The organism is Nostoc sp. FACHB-190, from assembly GCF_014696905.1.
Lineage (GTDB): Bacteria > Cyanobacteriota > Cyanobacteriia > Cyanobacteriales > Nostocaceae > Nostoc_B.
Window position 1 is genome coordinate 508,574 of the sequence record NZ_JACJQW010000001.1, and the last position, 18,931, is coordinate 527,504.

Sequence of the window (18,931 nt, forward strand, 5' to 3'; positions counted from 1 at the left end):
TTTTAGTAAGGAATTTTTTCAACGTGTTTTCAGGCTCTATCCCTTGTGAAACAATCTCTTTAGCCTTGTTATCACCTGTTAAGTTCTACTACTAACTAAGAGTCATAACTTTATCCGGATTAATTAGTATCTACCGAGAACAGTTTATTGGTAGATGCACCTTGATCTTCAACTCCCCTGGCTATTTAACATGGCTGGGGGTTTTTTTTGGAAATTTTATCCGGTTAGAGCCAGCCGTCAATAGAACAATTAATTGGTAGATGCACCCTGATAACTAACTCCCCTAGCTGGTTTTCACCAACTGGGGGATTTTTTTTGCGTAATTCCAGAATCAGAAAAGTTTTATCCGGTTAGAGCCAGTCGTCAATAGAACAATTAATTGGTAGATGCACCCTGATAACTAATTCCCCTAGCTGGTTTTCACCAACTGGGGGATTTTTTTTGCATAATTCCAGAATCAGAAAAGTTTTATCCGGTTAGAGCCAGCCGTCAATAGAACAATTAATTGGTAGATGCACCCTGATAACTAATTCCCCTAGCTGGTTTTCACCAACTGGGGGATTTTTTTTGCGTAATTCCAGAATCAGAAAAGTTTTATCCGGTTAGAGCCAGCCGTCAACAGAACAATTAATTGGTAGATGCACCCTGATAACTAATTCCCCCAGAGGCTGCCACCACTGGGGGATTTTTTTATTGATTGCAAACATCATTGCTGCGAGTGCGATTTCCAAGGTGCAGAGATAAAAACATATTTGATTTGTGATAACACTCCTCAGTTATTTACCAAGCAAAAATAATAGTAAATATTCAAATTCTCACAAATCAAGCAGATTTATCTTTGCCAACCTACTAAACCCACAATTTCTAATGCTTCAGCCACTTGTGGATGCAATGTGCAGTACCAAACATCCTCAAAACTCCACTCAACTAAAATAGCAGTCGGAAATGGCGAACCATCAGAGTGAGTCGGCAACACACAATTTAAATGTTTTGCCAGCAAATAGCCAAGCCTAGCATATTGCAAATTCACAGCCCCGTAATGGTCATAACTAGCTGCTTTGGCTAATTCCGAAGTTGTCGTAGTCCGGTTAGGAAAATGATAATGAGCCACCAACATCGCTCGGTGTCCCGGTGTAAGACTGGCTTCAATAGTGGTAAAAGCTTCAGCATATTCTTCAGCCGAGGGGAGAAATTTATCAATGTGAGAGTCAGGAGTATCAATTACCTCTTCCATATCATCCAACGCCGCCGCAATCAGTTCACTGCAAAAGGCGCTTTTTGTGTATCCCATCAATTGCGCTAGTTTCTCTAGGCGGGAGTGGTCTGTAGGTAAGAGTGTTACAGAAAACCTCACTGACTCTTCCTGGCACTGCAACATCTTGTGTGCTAATCTTTGAACCTTAGTCATAATGGCAAAATGCACCAAAAATAATTCATCATTTTTAACACCAGTATTTACGGTGGTCAAATTCTGGTAAAGCAAGTTGCCAGGTTTTATCAAGGTTGGTGACATGGGTTAATGGGTGTACTCATTCAAAGTCCTTACACCGTTCGGCTGACGCTCACGGCGAAGCCCTATACGTTTTCACCCCTAAACCCAGCCTCAATTGACTAAAGCCACAATCAAAAGTGAAAGAAATTACTCATATTTTTTTGCAGACAATATCTTATGTAAATTAGCAATAATCGGTATTTTTTATTTATTCGCAGTAAAATTCAGAGGAGAGCAAGGCTAGATTTGTAGAATTTATTTCAATGAAAAATTCTATCTGAGCGCAGTGGTTTTTAGAATTAATCTCAACCAGATGAAATTCAAAAACCCCGATTTTGTGAAAAAACCGGGGTTAACTTAATTGGCACAAGCTGAGATGAAAACTACTGAAATCTTCCTTATTTTCAGGATGACTTAATTCTTCACTGCTAATTTCAGGATTTGGGAGATCACTCCTAAGCTATCTTCAAACAGGTTCTCACGTCCCCAGCGTTGTACTTGCTGACTCAGCAGTACTTCGGCTTTTTGTTCGGAAAGTGAGCTAACTTGTTGGACTAAACCAGAAGTTTGAGCGCCGCCGTGGGTTTCCATCCGCATACAACCGCCGGTTTCTGTACAAATTAAGGTGCTACAGTCGGCTTTGGGATTGGTGGAACTGAGACGTAATGCAATTAAGTCTCCGGGAATTTCGCCTACATCAGCAACGGGAACTCCGGCTAATTCGGCTTCTATCTGTTTTTGGTCTTGTGCGACAAAGCGAATCCGCAGAATATCATAGTCATCGCTTTGTTTTTGGCAGGAAATTGGCATCCATTCTAGACGACTAGCCAGCCAACCCAAAAACAATAGTGCTTGGGCAGAGTTGCCTTTTTCATAATCCAGCATTACGCGGTCAATATCTTTTAATGCGGCACGACGGTGGGGTGGGTCGTAGGCTTCTGCTGTTAACTCTTGCCATGCTGAGATCCGTCGCCAGTTCAGGTCAGCTAAAGGTACGTTGGTTTCAACCAATTCTTGTAAGCTGAGTAAGTCATGTTCTGGCTCGTTAAAGTTGCAGGAATCAACTATAACGTTGTTGCAAACTGCGGCTAGTCGCTTAAATAAGGGGTTGTTGGGGTCGGGAGTAGCTTTCCACCACAAAAACTTGGGTAAACCACCGATGAGTAATGCGGGAATCATCCCACCAATTCTTTCTAAAGCTGAGGTGGTACCGGAGAGGGTGATGTATTCGCAACAAACCAAAGTGCTGGAAGATTGCTTTTGAATTGGGCAGTAAGCCGAAACTTGAGCTTTTACACCTTCATCTTCGCCGGCGATCGGGCAGAGGGCAATGATCCGGCAGGGGTTACGCAAAGCAATTTCATCAGCAATTCTGGGGCTGGTGACACTGACGTTATAAGAACCGTTACCATTGTCTGTAACGATTCCATTACCTTGACGTTTGCTGTATTCTTCCCGTAGTTTGGCTAAAGTTTCTGGTGTAGTGGTGCCGGTTTCGGGCAGTTCATATTTTTGTTGCGCTAACCGCAGGGCGATGTCAGTTTGTGGCCCTAAAATCCCATCAATGGGGCCGTTATAAAATCCCAGAGATGCCAACAGATATTGGGTTTCTTCTGGTTCGTAAACTACTAAGGTAAAAGTTGTGGCACGAGTGGCTGCGGGTAGTGCGCCATCTTCACCGGTGATGCCGTAACTTTGCCAAATTTGATTCAATTCCGCTTCGATTTCGTTGAGCGAAATGTCTTTGGGGGCTTGGAGTGAAAAAATGGTAGGAGCTTGGGTCATAGTAATTTTGGATTTTGGATTTTGGATTTTGGATTGACGATTTAAGATTTTTGATTAAGAACTACTAAACATAATTAGCAAGAAATGGTTTTTACTTTTATCTATTACCTATTCGCTATTTATTTAGTCCCTAATCTAAAATCTAAAATCTAAAATCTAAAATTTTACAGTCTGCGCCAGCGACGGCCGTCTTGGTTAATCAAAAATTCGGCTTCTGCGGGTTCCCAGGTACCTGCTTCGTACTTAGGAATGGTGGCTGGGTCTGAGGGCGCATCCCAAACGGAAAGGGCAGGAGTAACTATTTGCCAAGCTGCTTCCACTTCATCCGCCCTGGTGAATAATGTTTGGTCGCCCATCATACAATCTAAGAAGAGGCGATCGTAGGCATCGGAAGTACCGGAAATCCCAAAGGAACCGTAGCTAAAGTCCATATCTACGGAACGAGTGCGGAATTCTGCTCCTGGCATTTTCACATCAAAACGCAAGGAAATGCCTTCGTTGGGTTGAATCCGCATTGCCAGGACGTTGGCGTTTCTTTGTTGGGCGGCGGACTGGAACATCCGTGAAGGCACTTCGCGGAAATGGATGGAAATTTCACTGACTTTTTTCGGCATTCTTTTGCCAGTCCGCAGGTAGAAGGGTACACCTTGCCAACGCCAGTTATCCACCATGAATTTCATAGCTACATAAGTGGGTGTACCAGAGTTGGGGTCAACTCCTGGTTCTTGGTGATACCCTGGTACTGGCTGTCCTTTCATCCAACCGGCGCTGTATTGACCACGGATGGCAGAACGAGACAAGTTATGGATATCGGCTAGACGAGTAGCTTGGAGTACTTTAACTTTTTCTGTCCGAATACTGTTCGCATCCATTGAGTTGGGTGCTTCCATTGCTGTTAAGCAATACAGTTGCATTAAGTGGTTTTGCAACATATCGCGGAGTGCGCCGGCTTTTTCATAGTAACCAGCCCGGTCTTCTACACCTACGGTTTCAGCAACAGTGATTTGTACGTGGTCAACAAATTGACGGTTCCACAGTGGTTCAAAAATCGCATTGGCGAAGCGGAAGACTAGTAGGTTTTGAACGGTTTCTTTACCTAAGTAGTGGTCAATGCGATAGACTTGGTTTTCTTTACAATATTTCTGGACAACAACGTTGAGGCTTTGGGCAGAAGCCAAGTCTCGACCAAAGGGTTTTTCAATTACGAGGCGGTGTTTCTCTGGATTATCCAGCATTCCACCTTCTCCTAGTTGCTTGATGGCTTCGGGGAAGAAGTTGGGAGCGACGGAGAGGTAGAACATCCGATTCCCGCGTGTGCCGCGTTTCTCGTCTAATTCGTTTAATAAGGTTTTGAGTTTTTGGTAACTTTCTGGGTTATCTATATCACCAGGACAATAGAACAAACCCTGAGAAAAGTCTTGCCACAGTTCTTCTAGTTCCACACCACCGTGTGCTTCTTCCATGCCTTTACGCATTTGTTCACGGAAGTATTCGTGGCTCCATTCCCGACGGGCTACACCAACAATAGTGATTTCTGGTGGCACTCGCCGTTCCCGCCGGAGTTTGTATAATGCTGGAACTAGTTTGCGCCAGGTAAGATCACCAGAAGCGCCAAAGATAACTATAATTTGGGGTTCGGGCATCCCTTGCTGTTGTAGGCCAACGCGCAAGGGATTTTCTAGCAGACTGACCATAACAATTTTTCGATCTTGGAGTTGAGATTTGGAATGGGATGAAGTATGAAGTATGAATTATGAAGTATGAAATTTCAGACTTCAAACTTCCTACTTCAGACTTCCTACACAGGTGACAATAGCTTGACTTTGTTTTCTAAAGAGTTCATCAAGGACTGGAAAGGTTGAACGAATTTATCAATACCTTCAACTAACAGTTCATCCATTACGGTATTGATATCGATGTTGATGTCTGGATCTTTCAAGCTTTCGATGAGTTGATAAGCTTCTTTAAGTTTGGTTTCCAAGCGATCGCCTACATCGCAGTGGTCAACACAAGCTGCTATTGTCAAGGGTGGTAAGGTGTTAACGGTATCGCGGCCAATTAACTCATCAACATACATCACGTCGCTGTAGTGCGGGTCTTTGGTGCTGGTACTAGCCCAAAGTAACCGTTGTACTTTTGCTCCTTTGGCTGCAAGAGCTTGCCAGCGATCGCTTTCAATAATTTTTTTGTATTCTTGATAAGCTATCTTGGCATTAGCGATCGCTACTTTGCCTTTTACGGCGCTGAGTTTGGCTTCTTGGTTAATATCATCAACGCCACGGTGCAATTTTGCATCGATTTTTGCGTCAATGTTACTATCAATGCGACTGAGGAAAAAGCTGGCAACAGAAGCAATTTTGCTAATGTCTTTATCCTCAGCTACAAGTTTTTCTAAGCCCCGAATATATGCCCAAGCTGTATTGATATAGCTTTGTACAGAAAATAACAAAGTAATATTGACGTTGATCCCGTCGGCTATTACCTGTTCTACGGCTGGTAAACCTGATTCTGTACCGGGAATTTTAATCATGATATTTTCCCGGCCAATTTCTTGAAAATAACGACGGGCTTCGTTAACGGTGGCTTGGGTATCATGAGCAATGGTTGGTGGTACTTCGATACTCACATAACCATCAACTCCATTCGAGGCTTCATATACAGGTCGCAGAATATCAGCAGCGTTACGGATATCTGCAAAAACTAAAGATTCGTAAATTTTATAGGTTGGTAATTGAGCGCGAACACCTGCTTCTATGTCCGCATCATAAATTGCGTTATTGGCGATCGCTTTTTCAAAAATCGCTGGGTTTGAGGTGATTCCGGAGATTCCTTGATTTGCTACCAGATTTTTCAATTCCCCTGATTGAATAATGTCCCGCGTCAAATTATCTATCCAGATACTTTGACCGTATTCTTGAATCTCCTGTAGATGATTGGTGGCCATCGCTGTAGTTCCCTCCGTTTAATGATGTCTCCAAGTGAACTTGGCAATCCATCCGAAATGATGGTGACTTTTGCATTTTGGCTTTGCCAATCACTTATCGCATCGACCAGCTGAAATAATCCCTACTTCTGTTTTTAGTAGCGAGATTTTCTCTTCCTCATCTCCAAGCAGACACTAGCAAATCACGACAAAAATAACTTCACAGTAAGAAACAGTTAAAAATGAATGGTCAACAGTTATCAGTAAATAAACTTTACTTTTGACTTTTGACTTTTGACTTTTAACTTCTAATACTAGTGACCGTTTTGAATAAAAGACTCCACTTTTGCTACCGACTCTTTACTACCAATAATTAGAGGTGTGCGTTGGTGTAATTTTTTCGGCACTACGTCTAGAATGTCTACTAATCCCGTAGTGGCACGACCACCTGCTTGCTCAATCAAAAAAGCCAGAGGTGCCGATTCATACAGTAAGCGTAATTTGCCTTCTGGTTTTTGAATTGTACCTGGGTAGAGAAATACACCACCTTGAACTAAGATTCGATGGATATCACTTACCATCGCGCCACTATAGCGAGCCGAGTAACCCTCTGTCCGATGAACATAGCGGACATATTCTCTAATTGACTCTTCCCACTGCCAAAAATTTCCTTCATTCACACTGTAAACAGAGCCATTATCAGGAATGCGAATATTTTCTTCGGTGAGGATAAACTCTCCCAGGCTGGGATCGAGAGTAAATGAATGCACCCCTCTACCTATACTATAAACCAGCATAGTGCTTGGCCCATATAGTATGTAGCCAGCAGCAATTTGCTTGCGTCCATTGGTCAGTAAATCGGTGGCTAAACCATCAGCGTCGTCTCCTTCTTGTTGGCGAATCGCAAAAATGGAACCCAAGCTGAGGTTAGTATCTGTGTTAGAAGAACCATCTATTGGGTCATACAACAAGGTATAACGACCGACAGGGCAGTTTTCTGGGATGTAATAGGGGTCGTCCATTTCCTCGGAAGCTAGGCGACAAACTAAGCCACTTTGCTTAAACACCGAGATAAACACATCGTTGGCGTAAACATCCATTTTTTTCACAGATTCACCTTGGACATTCACATCCCCGGTAAATCCGAGAACGCCTTCCATTAAACCTGCACGGCTGAGGTGACGGGCAATTAACTTACCCGCAAGGGCAATGCGATTCATCAATGCACTTAAATCCTGGGCATCAGGAGAAAAGCTTTGCAGTTGCTGAAGAACATGACGAGATAAGGTTGTACAATCACGATCTAAGCTTTTATCTGTATGATCGTTGACTGGCAACTCTAGAGATTCTGGCGCTTTAGCCATTTTGGCATTCTCCCTAGCGACTGGTTAATAGTTGGGTGGGTAAAGTCATGGGTAGCAACTCATAGCTGCTGCTTCTATCTTAGAAAGGTAATTTGATAACCTTGACTTGGCTTTAGACAAACTAAAGAAATGGCTCAATTTTGGGTGAATGTCTCAAGGTAGAAAAGTCTCGTTGGCAGTTGAAGTGCTTGCCCCGACCAAGACTAAACAAGGTAAATTTACTTAAAGCGGCTCAGTCATGTTAAACTACGTTACGCCAAGTTTTCTCTAGCTACCAACGTTAGTAATATCACTCCCAGACTTACCTGAACCGTAAAAAACCGACTGCTGCTGAGACTTGGTTTTTAACTCACAACAGTCGGGTAAAGTTTTGTGTGACGGTTGAATAATTACAACAATTTGTAACTAGGTCATCAGCATCCACATCTCAAACCCAAATATTTAATTTGCTGACTTTTAAGTAGGTAGACACAATTATTTAGAAGACGCATTTCGACTGCGCTCAATGCTCGATCCTTGAGAAGACGAGGGTTGAGCGCAGCGATGCACTGAGCTTGTCGAAGTGTCGAAACCCGATCATCTCTTTTTTAGTTTAATCTAGTCCTTCTACTTAGTTTTGCAATTGCTGTTAGTCAAATTCTTGCATTACTGCAAACCAATTTGTTACTATTGTCTCCCGCCTAGTTTTAGATTTCTTGTTTTTTCGCCCAACCACCTCGTCTTCCATCATCTCTTGGGTTGTCTTCTCGCGGTTTTGCTTTGTTGACTCTGAGTTGCCGACCCATCCATTCAGCACCATCTAACTCAGCAATGGCAGCGTCTTCTTGAGCGTCTTCTTCCATTTCAACGAAAGCAAAACCTCGCATCCGCCCGGTTTCTCGATCAGTAGGCAAGACAACTCTTTTGACCTCGCCATAGTCTGCAAATACTGCTCTTAAATCTGCTTCAGTAGCGCGGTATGAGAGATTTCCAACGTAAATAGTCATGTGGGATCACGTAATTGTCAACAAACAGAGGTTAGTTCAGCGAGAAAACAGAGATCAACAAACTACAAATTTTGTGTCGTGGCTTATGATTTATTTTCATTGATGGCGAACGTTGTGGCGCAGCAATCATAGTGCTAGCGTGACTTCAACTAAACTGTCCATGCGGCTGAACTTACGCTTACGCTCATAATGATAACTGATTGTGACATTTTTCAAAGTATGGGACATTACAATCCCAAATAACATAAAATAAGCCAAACTTATATTTTTTTTGGATAAAAATTGCTTGTGTTAAGATTAACTGATGTCTTTACCGATTTTGCAAGTTTTTTGTACTGGATCAAAGTCGGATTTTATACATTCTATTAATTAATCTTTACATTACTCTAAGAAACCAAAAATTAACCTGCAACTTTCCTCTAGCTACGAGTTGGGAGTTGCAGGCATAAAGTGATGAATTTAATTGGAAATTAGCAGCAAATTTATTCAATAGAAATTGTTTGCGGCCCTGTAGCTTTGCCATTGTTGGCTTCGGTTGGAGATTGGGAGTGGCTAGTTACGCCTCTTTGTTGATCTAGCCAGCTTTTGACAGGATCATCCTTAAGGTTCAGTCTGAGTACACCGGAAAAGAAACCACCGAGAAAAGAGACTGGGTGCTGTGTTAATTCTTTAAATATTGGTGACAATTCGTCAAGAAACATTAAAATTCTCCTGGCAATGCCATAAAAAATTATTACTTCTTCATCAATCGTAACGTAGAGGTAGGGAGTAGGGAGTAGGGAGTAGCTTTCAAGGGCAGGTTTTTAAACCTTCGATAAATAGTTGAGAATATTCTCAATTATGAAACGTAGTTTTAACTGTTCAGACAATAATTTTGGTTTTAAAAGCCCAAAAATTTGTCTAATAAAAAAAGCCTGCCCTTGAAAGGTAGGGAGTAGGGAGTAGGGAATAGGGAGTAGGGAATAGGGAGTAGGGAAATTCCGGCCACTCCCCACTCCTTAATTACGAAGTTGGTTGTTGATCTGGAAACATACACTTATCAGAATCACAACCACTAGGGCCTGCTTCCATTAACTCGCCAGAGTCGTAGCGGCTGAGAACAGCACAGAAGTCATCGGTTTTGCGTCGCGCTAACACTTCTTGAGATAAACGCTCATAGGTGGCTTTGTCTATGGGTTCAAATGGCAAGCGGGGGAATGATTGTAAATCGTCAAATCGTGCTAACAGGGCGGCGGAGATATAGCCTTCATCATTTTGGATGGCTTCGTAAATGCGTGTTCCCAAGGGTTCCACTTCATCAGCGCGGAGTTCTAGGGTAGCGGATGTGTTGTGGGTGACGTAATGGCGCTGCACTTGCATGACAAAATCAAATTGGGCTAAGACGGGGAATCTAGAAACATCAATTTGATCAGCACCGGGTAAATCAGCCCAAGGTACAGCAACGGGAATTTCTACCAACCATTCGCTGACGCGGGGATCGAAGGGGTCGTTTAATAAGTTACCTTGTTCGTCTTTGTCTGACTGGGAGGGAATGACATTATAACCATAGTCAATACAGGCTAAGGCTACGGGGTCATTTTTGCGGAAAGTGATGCGGCGAATAAATCTTTGAGCTTTAGGTGGGTGCCATCCAGAACTCGCACCAGATAATAGAGCTTTAGTGCCACTGGGTTGGACTGTAGTACAGCGATTAGGGCGTTTGATGTGATGGCGATCGCAATAATCCCACACTGCTTTGTGTACTACTTCTCTCCAAAAGCTGAGATATTTTTCTTCTTGGTGTTTAAATGCTAACCCTTGGGGAGTAGCTGGTCTGCCTTCTGCCCACCAGCGCAACCAGTCTACACCAAAAGCATGAACAAAGAAATCAAATAAGCCGGTAAAAGAAACTCCAACAATTGGGTCTAATTCCCGACTATATTGATAGCGCGGCTCTAAGAATTTATGATTCAAAAGTGTGGCTACAGATAACGCCCCAGCCGTGAAAGCTTCTTCTTGTTCTTTGTAATTAAATGGGTCAATTTGATTGAGATGAATCTCAGACAAGTTGCAGTGAAAATTGCTACCAATAATTTCCCCACAGTTGTGAGTAATACAACCATTAGCAATGAAAGAATGAGTGAGGGGTACATGGAGATCATATACAGGTTCTTCACCAAATTCTTCTATGCTTTTAACTTTGGAAGAAAACCTACTACTAACTACAGTTTCAGCATAAATTCTTAACGGCTTTTTGTTTGCCAGTTTTTCTAGCCGTTCTTGCTTTTCAGGTGTCAAAGGAAAACCAACTAATTGCCAATATTTTCTAGCTTCGCTTCCTGAATAGATGATCAGTCGCCAGCTACCTCGATTTTGACTAATTTTTTGTGTTCCATCTTTCAATTTATATGGAACACCTGGGTCTCCTGGTTGTTGTTTGACTATTAAACTACTTTTAATTCCCAGGTTAAGCAGAATTAATTGAATTTGTTGGAGGAGTTTTCTTGAACGGTTGCGTAGTTCGATATTTTTACCTGTAACATTTACGCAACCGTCGGCGCAAAACAAGCCTTGTAAAAAACCAATGATCACCTCTTGTGACTCAGATAAAAATCTATCTGGTAAACAGTCTTTAGACTGTACACCTAATTTTTCCAGGAAAGCTCTCATTAAAAGTGAGCCACTATGAAATGTGTATACACCTTTGATAAAACTAGGCTGATGGTTATATCCGGTCAAAGATTGTACGGCAGAGGTCAGTACAGGAAAAGCAGTTTCATACTCTTTTTGATTGATATAGAATACTGCATCTAATCCTTTAGCTCCTTTGTAAATTGAACCATCGCCGTACAACCAACCCAGCATTTGTGCTTGTTCAACAGTGATTGTACTTTCACCAAAGTGACCTGTTCCTTTCTGAATATAAATATAATGCTCAGAAGTTAAGTCTTTGGTTGCAACCCATCCTTGATTAGTGAAGTGTTCGTGATCAGCAGTACATCTCATTTGCTGACCATTTGCTAGGCTGATAGTATAGGTTGTTTGTACTCCTGTAGGAAAAGCGATCGCATCAGTTAATCTAACTCCATCTAATCCTACAGAACGCAAATCAACTAATGCTTGAAATGGTTTCCCAACTAAATTTTTAATCGGAATTAGCCCCTGATTAGTAGATACTAAAGTGTCGCCTGCATGACAAGGATTTAAGCCGTATCTACCTAAACGATGTTCTAATTCTTTAGCATCAATTTCTGGGTAGCGTTGTTGTACCCAATCTTTAGCTTTTCCTTGATCGTAAGCCTTCAAAAAATCAACTTTTAAGGCTTGTGTTGTTAATAAATCGCAGTTCGCTCTGGCTACAGCTTCCCCAGCCCATTGAATCGCGCCTTCGCCACTGTAATATTGCTTACGGACGGCTTCAATTGACTCTTGTAGGGCTGGTTTGTGATGAAATACCCTACTGTGGTTTGCCATACGTAGAGAATCACGCTCAGGATCAATGCGCCAGTTACCGTTTTCGTCTTGTTGCCAGAGATTATCTTTGGCATTTGCTCCTAATTGGTCTTCAGCAACAAACTGGCGAATACCCGCACTTCTTCGGATATTGCCTGCAACAATTGTTACTGCTGCTTCATCGATTAATAAGCAGCACTCTACAGAATTTAATTGTCTGCCTAAAGCTTTATTTAAAATGTCAGCACAACGTTGATACAATCCAGGCAATTTTACCGGATTGGCAACACCGCCAAAACCGTTGAGGGTTTCTCCGGCTTGACGGACATCACTGATATCAACACATACTTCTACATCATCTGTAAATCTTTCATCCGTGGAGAGTTCCAACAGAGTTTGATAAGATGCAACCCAACCTTCGCGGCTATCGCCGACATGAATGGTAACGCGGTTGCCTTCTATATCGGTTTGTGTAAATTCACGACGTAAGTTTTTCGGAGTGCTGCCGATTTCGCCTTGTACTGTGACATGAAGGCGATTGCGGATAGAAGGCAGTTGATTAATATACTGTGGTTCGATGATGGCTCCTGTACCACAGCCCATCATAGCCAAGTCCATCATCAACCCGAAGGCTTTCCAGTCTTGGAGATTGGTGGACGTGCAGTTATACCCACCGGAGAAGTTCTTGGGTTTGTTTATCCAATCTGTACCGCCTACCCACAGCCAGCGGCCGCTAGGTAAAGCTTTGAGTTGGCGTTGGGTTTTTTCTAGGAGGGCAATTTCTTCTGGGTTGAGTTTACCTAATTCGATTAAACCTTGGATGGTGCGATCGCACACTTCATCGTAAGATTCTCTCAGCCCTACCCCAGTCCGGCGGCTGTAAGTCCTGAAAAACACAGGATTGGCTGCTGGCGCGGTTTCGGGAAATTTAACACCCTGACGTTTTCTTTCAAGCTCTCGAACCATAATCCAGTCTTGTTGCTTTTGAACAGATTACGACTATACGCCAAGTAGGTTGAGGATAAAAGATTGCAAAATTTCCCACTTTGCGCTACGTCTGTAGCTGTACCAATTGCAACGAAACTACATAATGTCCCTTGCTCCTTGGCGAGGTGCGATCGCTCGCGCCCTACATCGCAACCGTAGTCTGATATACTCTCGTTACCTACAACTGGCGACAATCCGGGCAGATCATCGTCCTGCTAATCGGACTGTAGTCTTTCGTGACTTTCTCAACGATACCAATCAGCTAAAATTTATTACTGACACCCGTAGCGATAAAATTGACCAAATAAAATCTCAACCTTGGGCGGAAGCTTGCTGGTATTTCCCCAACACCCGCGAACAGTTTCGCATTGCTGGCGGCTTAACTTTAGTAGATAGTAATGATGCTGCACTGCAATCAGCCAGACTTGCTACTTGGCAAGCCCTCAGCGATGCAGCGCGGTTACAATTTGCTTGGCCTCATCCCAGTAAACCTAGAGACACAACCCCAGAGGCGTTTACACCACCAGCCCCTGATCCTTTACAACCAGTTGTCAATTTTTGCTTGCTATTACTTGATCCCGTAGAAGTTGATCATTTAGAATTGCGCGGCGAACCACAAAATAGAACTATTTATCAGCTTGGTGAAAATCAAGAATGGCATCGAGAGGAAGTAAACCCCTAATTCTCAAGAAACAGCCAAGGGTTTGACTGTTGAACCACGACTTCAGTTGTTTGGTGCAAGGTATAAATTAACGCAATGCCTTGCATAGAAGGAATACTAGGTATTGAAAAATTCTGACACTCTCAGGACTTACGCACAAAGATTATCTGTGGAGATTGGGTGTAAGGGTGAAAGGGTTTGGGGTGTAAGGATTTTGAATCAGTACACACGCCACTTGGCTCAAGTCGGGAAACCCGCCCACGCCAGTGGCTCCCCTATACCCCTGAACCCCTACACCCTCGCCAAAACCCTTGATTTTTCGTTTTGATGCGTAAGTCCTAACTCTAACATTCCGGGAAAGTTATACCATTTTGGATTTTAGATTTTAGATTTTGGATTGAGATAGGCTTTACTGGTAAGCTTTTGGGCAATTCATTTGTCGCAATCATTCTTCAATTTGGTGTTAACTTTTTTGATAGCGCATTCCGGGGAGTTGGGAAACTAAACCCATGAGTTCGAGTTGTAACAACAAACCAGAAACAGAACTGGCGGGAATGCCGGTTGTTTGAACGATCGCATCAAAGGGTACAGTATTGTAAGCGATCGCATCAATTATCTGTTGCATTTGCGGTGATAAATTCGTCAAATTTAACTGTTCTGTGGTTTGGGAAGGTGCGACTGTATCTAACTTGGGTACCGCACCCAACAAAGTTAATAGTTCATCTAATTCTCGAAAAATTATCGAAGCGCCTTGGGAAATCAACTTTAAACAACCTTGGGATGGATAATCATCTAATCTTCCTGGTAGTGCATAGATATCTCTGCCAAAATCGTTGGCGTAGGTAGCAGTAATCAACGCACCAGATTTTAAAGGCGCTTCCATCACCAAAATTGCCCGACTTAAGCCAGCAATAATTCGATTGCGTCGGGGAAAATGAGTGCGGTCAGGTGGGGTTTTGGCGGGATATTCGCTTAACACTAAACCTGCGCCTAAAATCTGGTGGTACAAATCTCGGTTTTTGTGGGGATAAATCACATCTACACCCGTTCCTAAAACTGCGAGTGTGCGTCCCCCAGCTTTGATGGTGGCGCTGTGGGTTTCGGTGTCAATTCCCTCCGCCATCCCAGAAACCACAGTAAAGCCATTTTTCGCCAAAGCTGTGCTGATTTGGCGAGTCCAACGAATCCCATACTCCGAAGGTTGACGAGTACCAACAATTCCCACCATCGGTTTTTGTCCGAAGTTTTCAGCTAAATCAACTTCACCCCGATAGTACAAAACAGGCGGCGGACTGGGTGTTTCTAGAAGTAAGCGGGGATATTCTGCATCGGCTGGTGTCCAAAAATGCGGGTTTTCTTGTTGGTGTTGGGTAAGTAATTGTTCTGGATGTAACTGCGATCGCATTTTAATTACTTTGCCCAAAGTTTGCAAACCAAAACCCTCAACTTCCCCCAATTCAGCTTTACTAGCTTCCCAAGCTGTAGATAAACTGCCAAAATGCTGTTTTAAACGTTGCAATAAAACTGGGCCAATTCCCGAAATTTGCCCCCAAGCTAACCAATATGCCCTTTCTTCTACCACTGACTGATCCTCACACCCACTCTCGTTGAGTATTCCCAAATCATCCGCAGTAGCTACAGTTTTTTCAAAAAGAGGGGATAAGTTAGAGGTTACAGGTTACAGGTTATGGGGTTGTTATGACTGTTATAGCGGTTCTTACTTGCTTGTATGTAATACAGTCGGAACCCCACCCCCAACCCCCTTTCAAGGGCAGGCTTTTTTTATTAGACAAATTTTTGGGCTTTTAAAACCAAAATTATTGTCTGAACAGTTAAAACTACGTTTCATAATTGAGAATATTCTCAACTATTTATCGAAGGTTTAAAAACCTGCCCTTGAAAGCCCCCAACCCCTCCCCGCAAGCGGGGAGGGGTTGGGGGTGGGGTTGAAATCTACCTCATCCAACCGAGAACCGCTATATTGCGAGTGCAACAATGTGGCAACACCCTAATTTTTAACAACTTTTAAAGTTTGTAAACTTGGATCTGCACATCCACTGATTATCCCGCCCATTGCTTGAATTTGTTGTAGATATGATATGGCTGCTTGAGTGATTAATTCTCCTGGCATTAAAACGGGGATTCCGGGAGGATAAGGACAGACAATTTCGGCACAAATGCGATCGCTTGTTTGTTCTATTGGTAAAGTTTCATGAGTGGCAAAAAACGCCGTTCGGGGTGATATCTGCACGGTATACTCGGCAAAATTCTGCTCAAGTGGAGTCTTGATCACAACTCTGTGATGGTGATACTTTTCGGCAAGAATTTGGCAAGCTTGAATTAATTGCTCAATATCATTGATGGTGTTTCCCAAACTAATAATAAAAGTCAAATTATGTAAGGAAGCAAATTCCGCAGTCACACCCAACTTTTTATCTAAAATTTCCTCCGCTTCAAACCCAGTTAAACCCAAATTACTGACGTTAATTGTCAACCGAGTTCTATCTAATTCCCGAAAACCGGGTGATAATTGTGGCGACAAAATTGCTAAACCTGGAATTTGGCTGATTTGGTTTCTGGCTATATCTGCAAGTTGCAAAGTCTGTGATATGAGTTGTTCACCATTCAACGCCATTTGTTGACGTGCGGCATCTAACGAAGCTAAAAGTATGTAACTCGGACTGGTAGACTGGACAAGTTGCAAAGCTTTACTAATGCGATCGCTATCAATTCTCTTTCCTTGAATATGCAGCATTGATGCTTGTGTCATTGCACCAAGAACTTTATGAATTGACTGCACAGTTAAATCTGCACCTGCGGCTAAAGCTGGGGTAGGTAATTCAGTATGAAAAGCGAAATGTGCGCCGTGGGCTTCATCTACCAACAACGGAATATTATATTGATGGGTGATGTTGGCGATCGCACCTAAATTTCCACAAACACCGTAATATGTGGGATACACTATTAACACCGCTTTGGCATCGGGATGTTGTTTCAGGGCAGTTGCCACAGCTTTGGGCGTGATACTGTGGGCAATATCAAAAACTGGGTCATATTCGGGATTGATAAAAATTGGTATTGCACCAGAAAGAATTAAACCCGCGATCGCTGAAGAATGTACATTGCGCGGCAAAATGATTTTATTGCCCATACCGCAGGTAGCCAGAATTGCTGCCTCAATGCCACAGGTAGAACCATTGACAAGAAACCATGTTTGTGAAGCACCAAACGCCTCTGCTGCTAATGCTTGGGCGGCTTGAATTACACCTTGGGGAGAAGACAAACTATCTAACTCAGCTAATTCGGTTAAATCTGCCCGAAATAACTTTTCACCCAGTAAATCAGCCAATACTGGCGATATTCCTTGACCCCGCTTATGTCCAGGCGTGTAAAACGGCGCGTGAGGCTTGATTGTACAAGCTTTGAGCGCATCTAATAAAGGTGCTTCCTTTTGCTTGAGCATTAATCTATAGCAATCTTATTTGATTGATGAGAATCGAGAGGCTCAGATCCCCGACTTCTTGAAGAAGTCGGGGATCTTTGGGTTCACTAATGATTTGGGAATGCTATGAAAGTTTCAGACTTCACACTTCATACTTTTAATTTTTTCTTAATCTCCGCTTGATTGTCGGTTGATAAGTTCATCGCATTTATACGGCAAATTCATTAAGGGTGGATATGGATTTTATCAATTGCGATCGCCTCTTATCAAATCGTTATAGACGGCGGAGTGTTTTACTGGGTGCAGGATTTTTTACAGGTTTAGCATTAACCAGCCAATGGCAACCAGCATTAGCAACATCCAGATTTTCTAGCTATCCCTTTACCTTGGGTGTAGCGTCTGGCGACCCTTTACCAGATAGAGTGGTGTTATGGACAAGGTTAGCACCAGACCCCTTAAATGGTGGTGGAATGCCACCAAGAAATGTGGTGGTACATTGGGAAGTCGCCCTAGATGAGAATATGCGAAAAGTTGTCCGACGTGGTAGAACTTTAGCGATCGCAGATTTAGCCCACTCAGTACACGTTGATGTCTCAGGCTTAGAACCTAACCGTTGGTATTGGTATCAGTTCCGCGTCAGTAATGAACTTAGTCCCATCGGCCGGACTCGCACAGCACCAGCATTCAACAGTTCTCTTCAACAACTCAACTACGCCTTTGTTTCTTGTCAAGATTGGCAAAATGGCTTCTACACCGCCTACCGCCATCTAGCCGCAGAAGATATTGACTTAGTTGTACATTTGGGTGATTACATTTACGAGTACGGGCCAGAAACAGGCGGGCCACGTCAGCATAATAGCCCAGAAATTATTACTCTGAGAGACTACCGTAACCGTCACGCACTTTATAAAACCGACCCAAATTTACAAGCGGTTCATGCAGCCTTTCCTTGGATAGTCACCTGGGATGACCATGAAGTAGAAAACAACTACGCCAACTTAATTTCTGAAGAAGATAACGTCAACCCAGAACTATTTACCCAACGTCGCGCCAATGCCTACAAAGCCTACTATGAACACATGCCATTGCGGTTGTCTTCATTTCCCAATGGTGCGAACCTCCAACTTTATCGGCGCTTGAGTTATGGCAACTTAGCTCAGTTCCACGTTTTAGATACTCGTCAATATCGCACCGACCAACCTTGTAATGATGGACTCAAACCCCGGTGTGTGCAAGCCTTTGATGAAAATGCCACAATGACAGGTTCACAACAAGAACGCTGGCTATTCAACGGCTTAGACCAATCTCGCGCCCGTTGGAATATTATTGCTCAACAGACAATGTTTGCTCAATTTGATTTTGACCCTCGCCCAGAAATTGGATTATTCAATGTAGACCAATGGGATGGTTATGTAGCCGCACGTAATCGAATTGTGAACTATCTCAACTATCGCCGACCTTCTAACCCTGTAGTCATTACAGGCGATATCCATTCCAGTTGGGTACACGACATCAAACTTGACTTTAATAATCTTGCTTCTCCAACTGTAGCGACTGAGTTTGTTGGAACTTCCATTTCCTCCGACTTCCCCACCTCATTCATCGCGCCAGTGCAAGCCGCCTTGAGAAGTAATCCCCACACCAAGTTTTTCGATGGTGCATTCCGGGGTTACGTCCGTTGCCAAGTTACTCCTAAACAGTGGCAGAGTGATTATCGGGCAGTTTCTAGCATTGTTGACCCCAATGCCTCTATCAGCACCCTAGCTTCCTTCATTGTCCAAGATGAACAACCAGGAGCATATCGACAAGCTTAATTTATATCTTGCGCTATTCTCAACCGTAGGGTGGGCAATGCTCAC

Annotated in this window: 12 protein-coding genes; 2 read left to right on the forward strand and 10 right to left on the reverse strand. The window is 43.1% G+C overall.

Annotated elements, in window-relative coordinates:
* Positions 1-832: 832 nt before the first annotated feature.
* From H6G28_RS02345 to nrdJ, 8 genes are all read right to left on the reverse strand, one after another.
* Positions 833-1,513 (reverse strand): YlcI/YnfO family protein, encoded by a 681-nt coding sequence (locus tag H6G28_RS02345; RefSeq protein WP_242054431.1) that lies wholly within the window; start codon positions 1,511-1,513, stop codon positions 833-835.
* Positions 1,514-1,906: 393 nt separating this feature from the next.
* Entirely contained in the window at positions 1,907-3,277 is a 1,371-nt protein-coding gene (opcA, locus tag H6G28_RS02350) for a glucose-6-phosphate dehydrogenase assembly protein OpcA (protein WP_190668710.1), read from the reverse strand.
* A 164-nt stretch (positions 3,278-3,441) separates the two neighbouring features.
* Positions 3,442-4,971, reverse strand: coding sequence for a glucose-6-phosphate dehydrogenase (gene zwf / locus H6G28_RS02355; protein WP_190588020.1), 1,530 nt, complete (start codon positions 4,969-4,971; stop codon positions 3,442-3,444).
* Positions 4,972-5,075: 104 nt separating this feature from the next.
* The gene (tal, locus tag H6G28_RS02360; protein ID WP_190668712.1) at positions 5,076-6,221 is read right to left on the reverse strand and encodes a transaldolase; all 1,146 of its coding nucleotides are present in this window, start codon (positions 6,219-6,221) and stop codon (positions 5,076-5,078) included.
* Positions 6,222-6,514: 293 nt separating this feature from the next.
* Positions 6,515-7,564, reverse strand: a complete 1,050-nt coding sequence (fbp, locus tag H6G28_RS02365; protein ID WP_190588018.1) for a class 1 fructose-bisphosphatase — start codon at positions 7,562-7,564, stop codon at positions 6,515-6,517.
* 686 nt (positions 7,565-8,250) lie between these two features.
* Positions 8,251-8,550 (reverse strand): RNA-binding regulator, encoded by a 300-nt coding sequence (rbp, locus tag H6G28_RS02370; RefSeq protein WP_190588017.1) that lies wholly within the window; start codon positions 8,548-8,550, stop codon positions 8,251-8,253.
* Positions 8,551-9,032: 482 nt separating this feature from the next.
* A complete protein-coding gene (locus tag H6G28_RS02375) occupies positions 9,033-9,251 on the reverse strand; it encodes a ssl0294 family protein (protein ID WP_190588016.1) in 219 nt (72 codons plus the stop codon).
* Between the two features lie 301 nt (positions 9,252-9,552).
* Complete coding sequence (nrdJ, locus tag H6G28_RS02380; protein ID WP_190668714.1) at positions 9,553-12,948, reverse strand: ribonucleoside-triphosphate reductase, adenosylcobalamin-dependent; 3,396 nt, start codon at positions 12,946-12,948, stop codon at positions 9,553-9,555.
* Between the two features lie 124 nt (positions 12,949-13,072).
* On the opposite strand from nrdJ, the gene H6G28_RS02385 reads away from it, so the two are divergent.
* A complete protein-coding gene (locus H6G28_RS02385) occupies positions 13,073-13,651 on the forward strand; it encodes an Npun_F5749 family FMN-dependent PPOX-type flavoprotein (RefSeq protein WP_190668717.1) in 579 nt (192 codons plus the stop codon).
* Between the two features lie 442 nt (positions 13,652-14,093).
* Here H6G28_RS02385 and dprA read toward each other — a convergent pair whose 3' ends face one another.
* A complete protein-coding gene (dprA, locus tag H6G28_RS02390; protein ID WP_190668719.1) occupies positions 14,094-15,212 on the reverse strand; it encodes a DNA-processing protein DprA in 1,119 nt (372 codons plus the stop codon).
* A gap of 426 nt (positions 15,213-15,638) precedes the next feature.
* On the reverse strand, positions 15,639-17,093 hold the full coding sequence (locus H6G28_RS02395) for an aminotransferase class I/II-fold pyridoxal phosphate-dependent enzyme (protein WP_190668721.1): 1,455 nt from the start codon (positions 17,091-17,093) through the stop codon (positions 15,639-15,641).
* A 215-nt stretch (positions 17,094-17,308) separates the two neighbouring features.
* Between H6G28_RS02395 and H6G28_RS02400 the strand changes: the two genes are divergently transcribed.
* Positions 17,309-18,886: an alkaline phosphatase D family protein gene (locus H6G28_RS02400; protein WP_190668723.1), complete on the forward strand. Its 1,578-nt coding sequence runs from the start codon at positions 17,309-17,311 to the stop codon at positions 18,884-18,886.
* Positions 18,887-18,931: the final 45 nt, after the last annotated feature.

Excerpts from the sequence above, each read along its gene's own strand:
- tal (WP_190668712.1), bottom strand. The coding sequence starts at position 6,221 with ATGGCCACCAATCATCTACAGGAGATTCAAGAATACGGTCAAAGTATC.
- H6G28_RS02345 (WP_242054431.1), bottom strand. The coding sequence starts at position 1,513 with ATGTCACCAACCTTGATAAAACCTGGCAACTTGCTTTACCAGAATTTG.
- opcA (WP_190668710.1), bottom strand. The coding sequence starts at position 3,277 with ATGACCCAAGCTCCTACCATTTTTTCACTCCAAGCCCCCAAAGACATT.
- fbp (WP_190588018.1), bottom strand. The coding sequence starts at position 7,564 with ATGGCTAAAGCGCCAGAATCTCTAGAGTTGCCAGTCAACGATCATACA.
- H6G28_RS02395 (WP_190668721.1), bottom strand. The coding sequence starts at position 17,093 with ATGCTCAAGCAAAAGGAAGCACCTTTATTAGATGCGCTCAAAGCTTGT.
- H6G28_RS02400 (WP_190668723.1), top strand. The coding sequence starts at position 17,309 with ATGGATTTTATCAATTGCGATCGCCTCTTATCAAATCGTTATAGACGG.
- H6G28_RS02385 (WP_190668717.1), top strand. The coding sequence starts at position 13,073 with ATGTCCCTTGCTCCTTGGCGAGGTGCGATCGCTCGCGCCCTACATCGC.
- zwf (WP_190588020.1), bottom strand. The coding sequence starts at position 4,971 with ATGGTCAGTCTGCTAGAAAATCCCTTGCGCGTTGGCCTACAACAGCAA.
- rbp (WP_190588017.1), bottom strand. The coding sequence starts at position 8,550 with ATGACTATTTACGTTGGAAATCTCTCATACCGCGCTACTGAAGCAGAT.
- H6G28_RS02375 (WP_190588016.1), bottom strand. The coding sequence starts at position 9,251 with ATGTTTCTTGACGAATTGTCACCAATATTTAAAGAATTAACACAGCAC.
- nrdJ (WP_190668714.1), bottom strand. The coding sequence starts at position 12,948 with ATGGTTCGAGAGCTTGAAAGAAAACGTCAGGGTGTTAAATTTCCCGAA.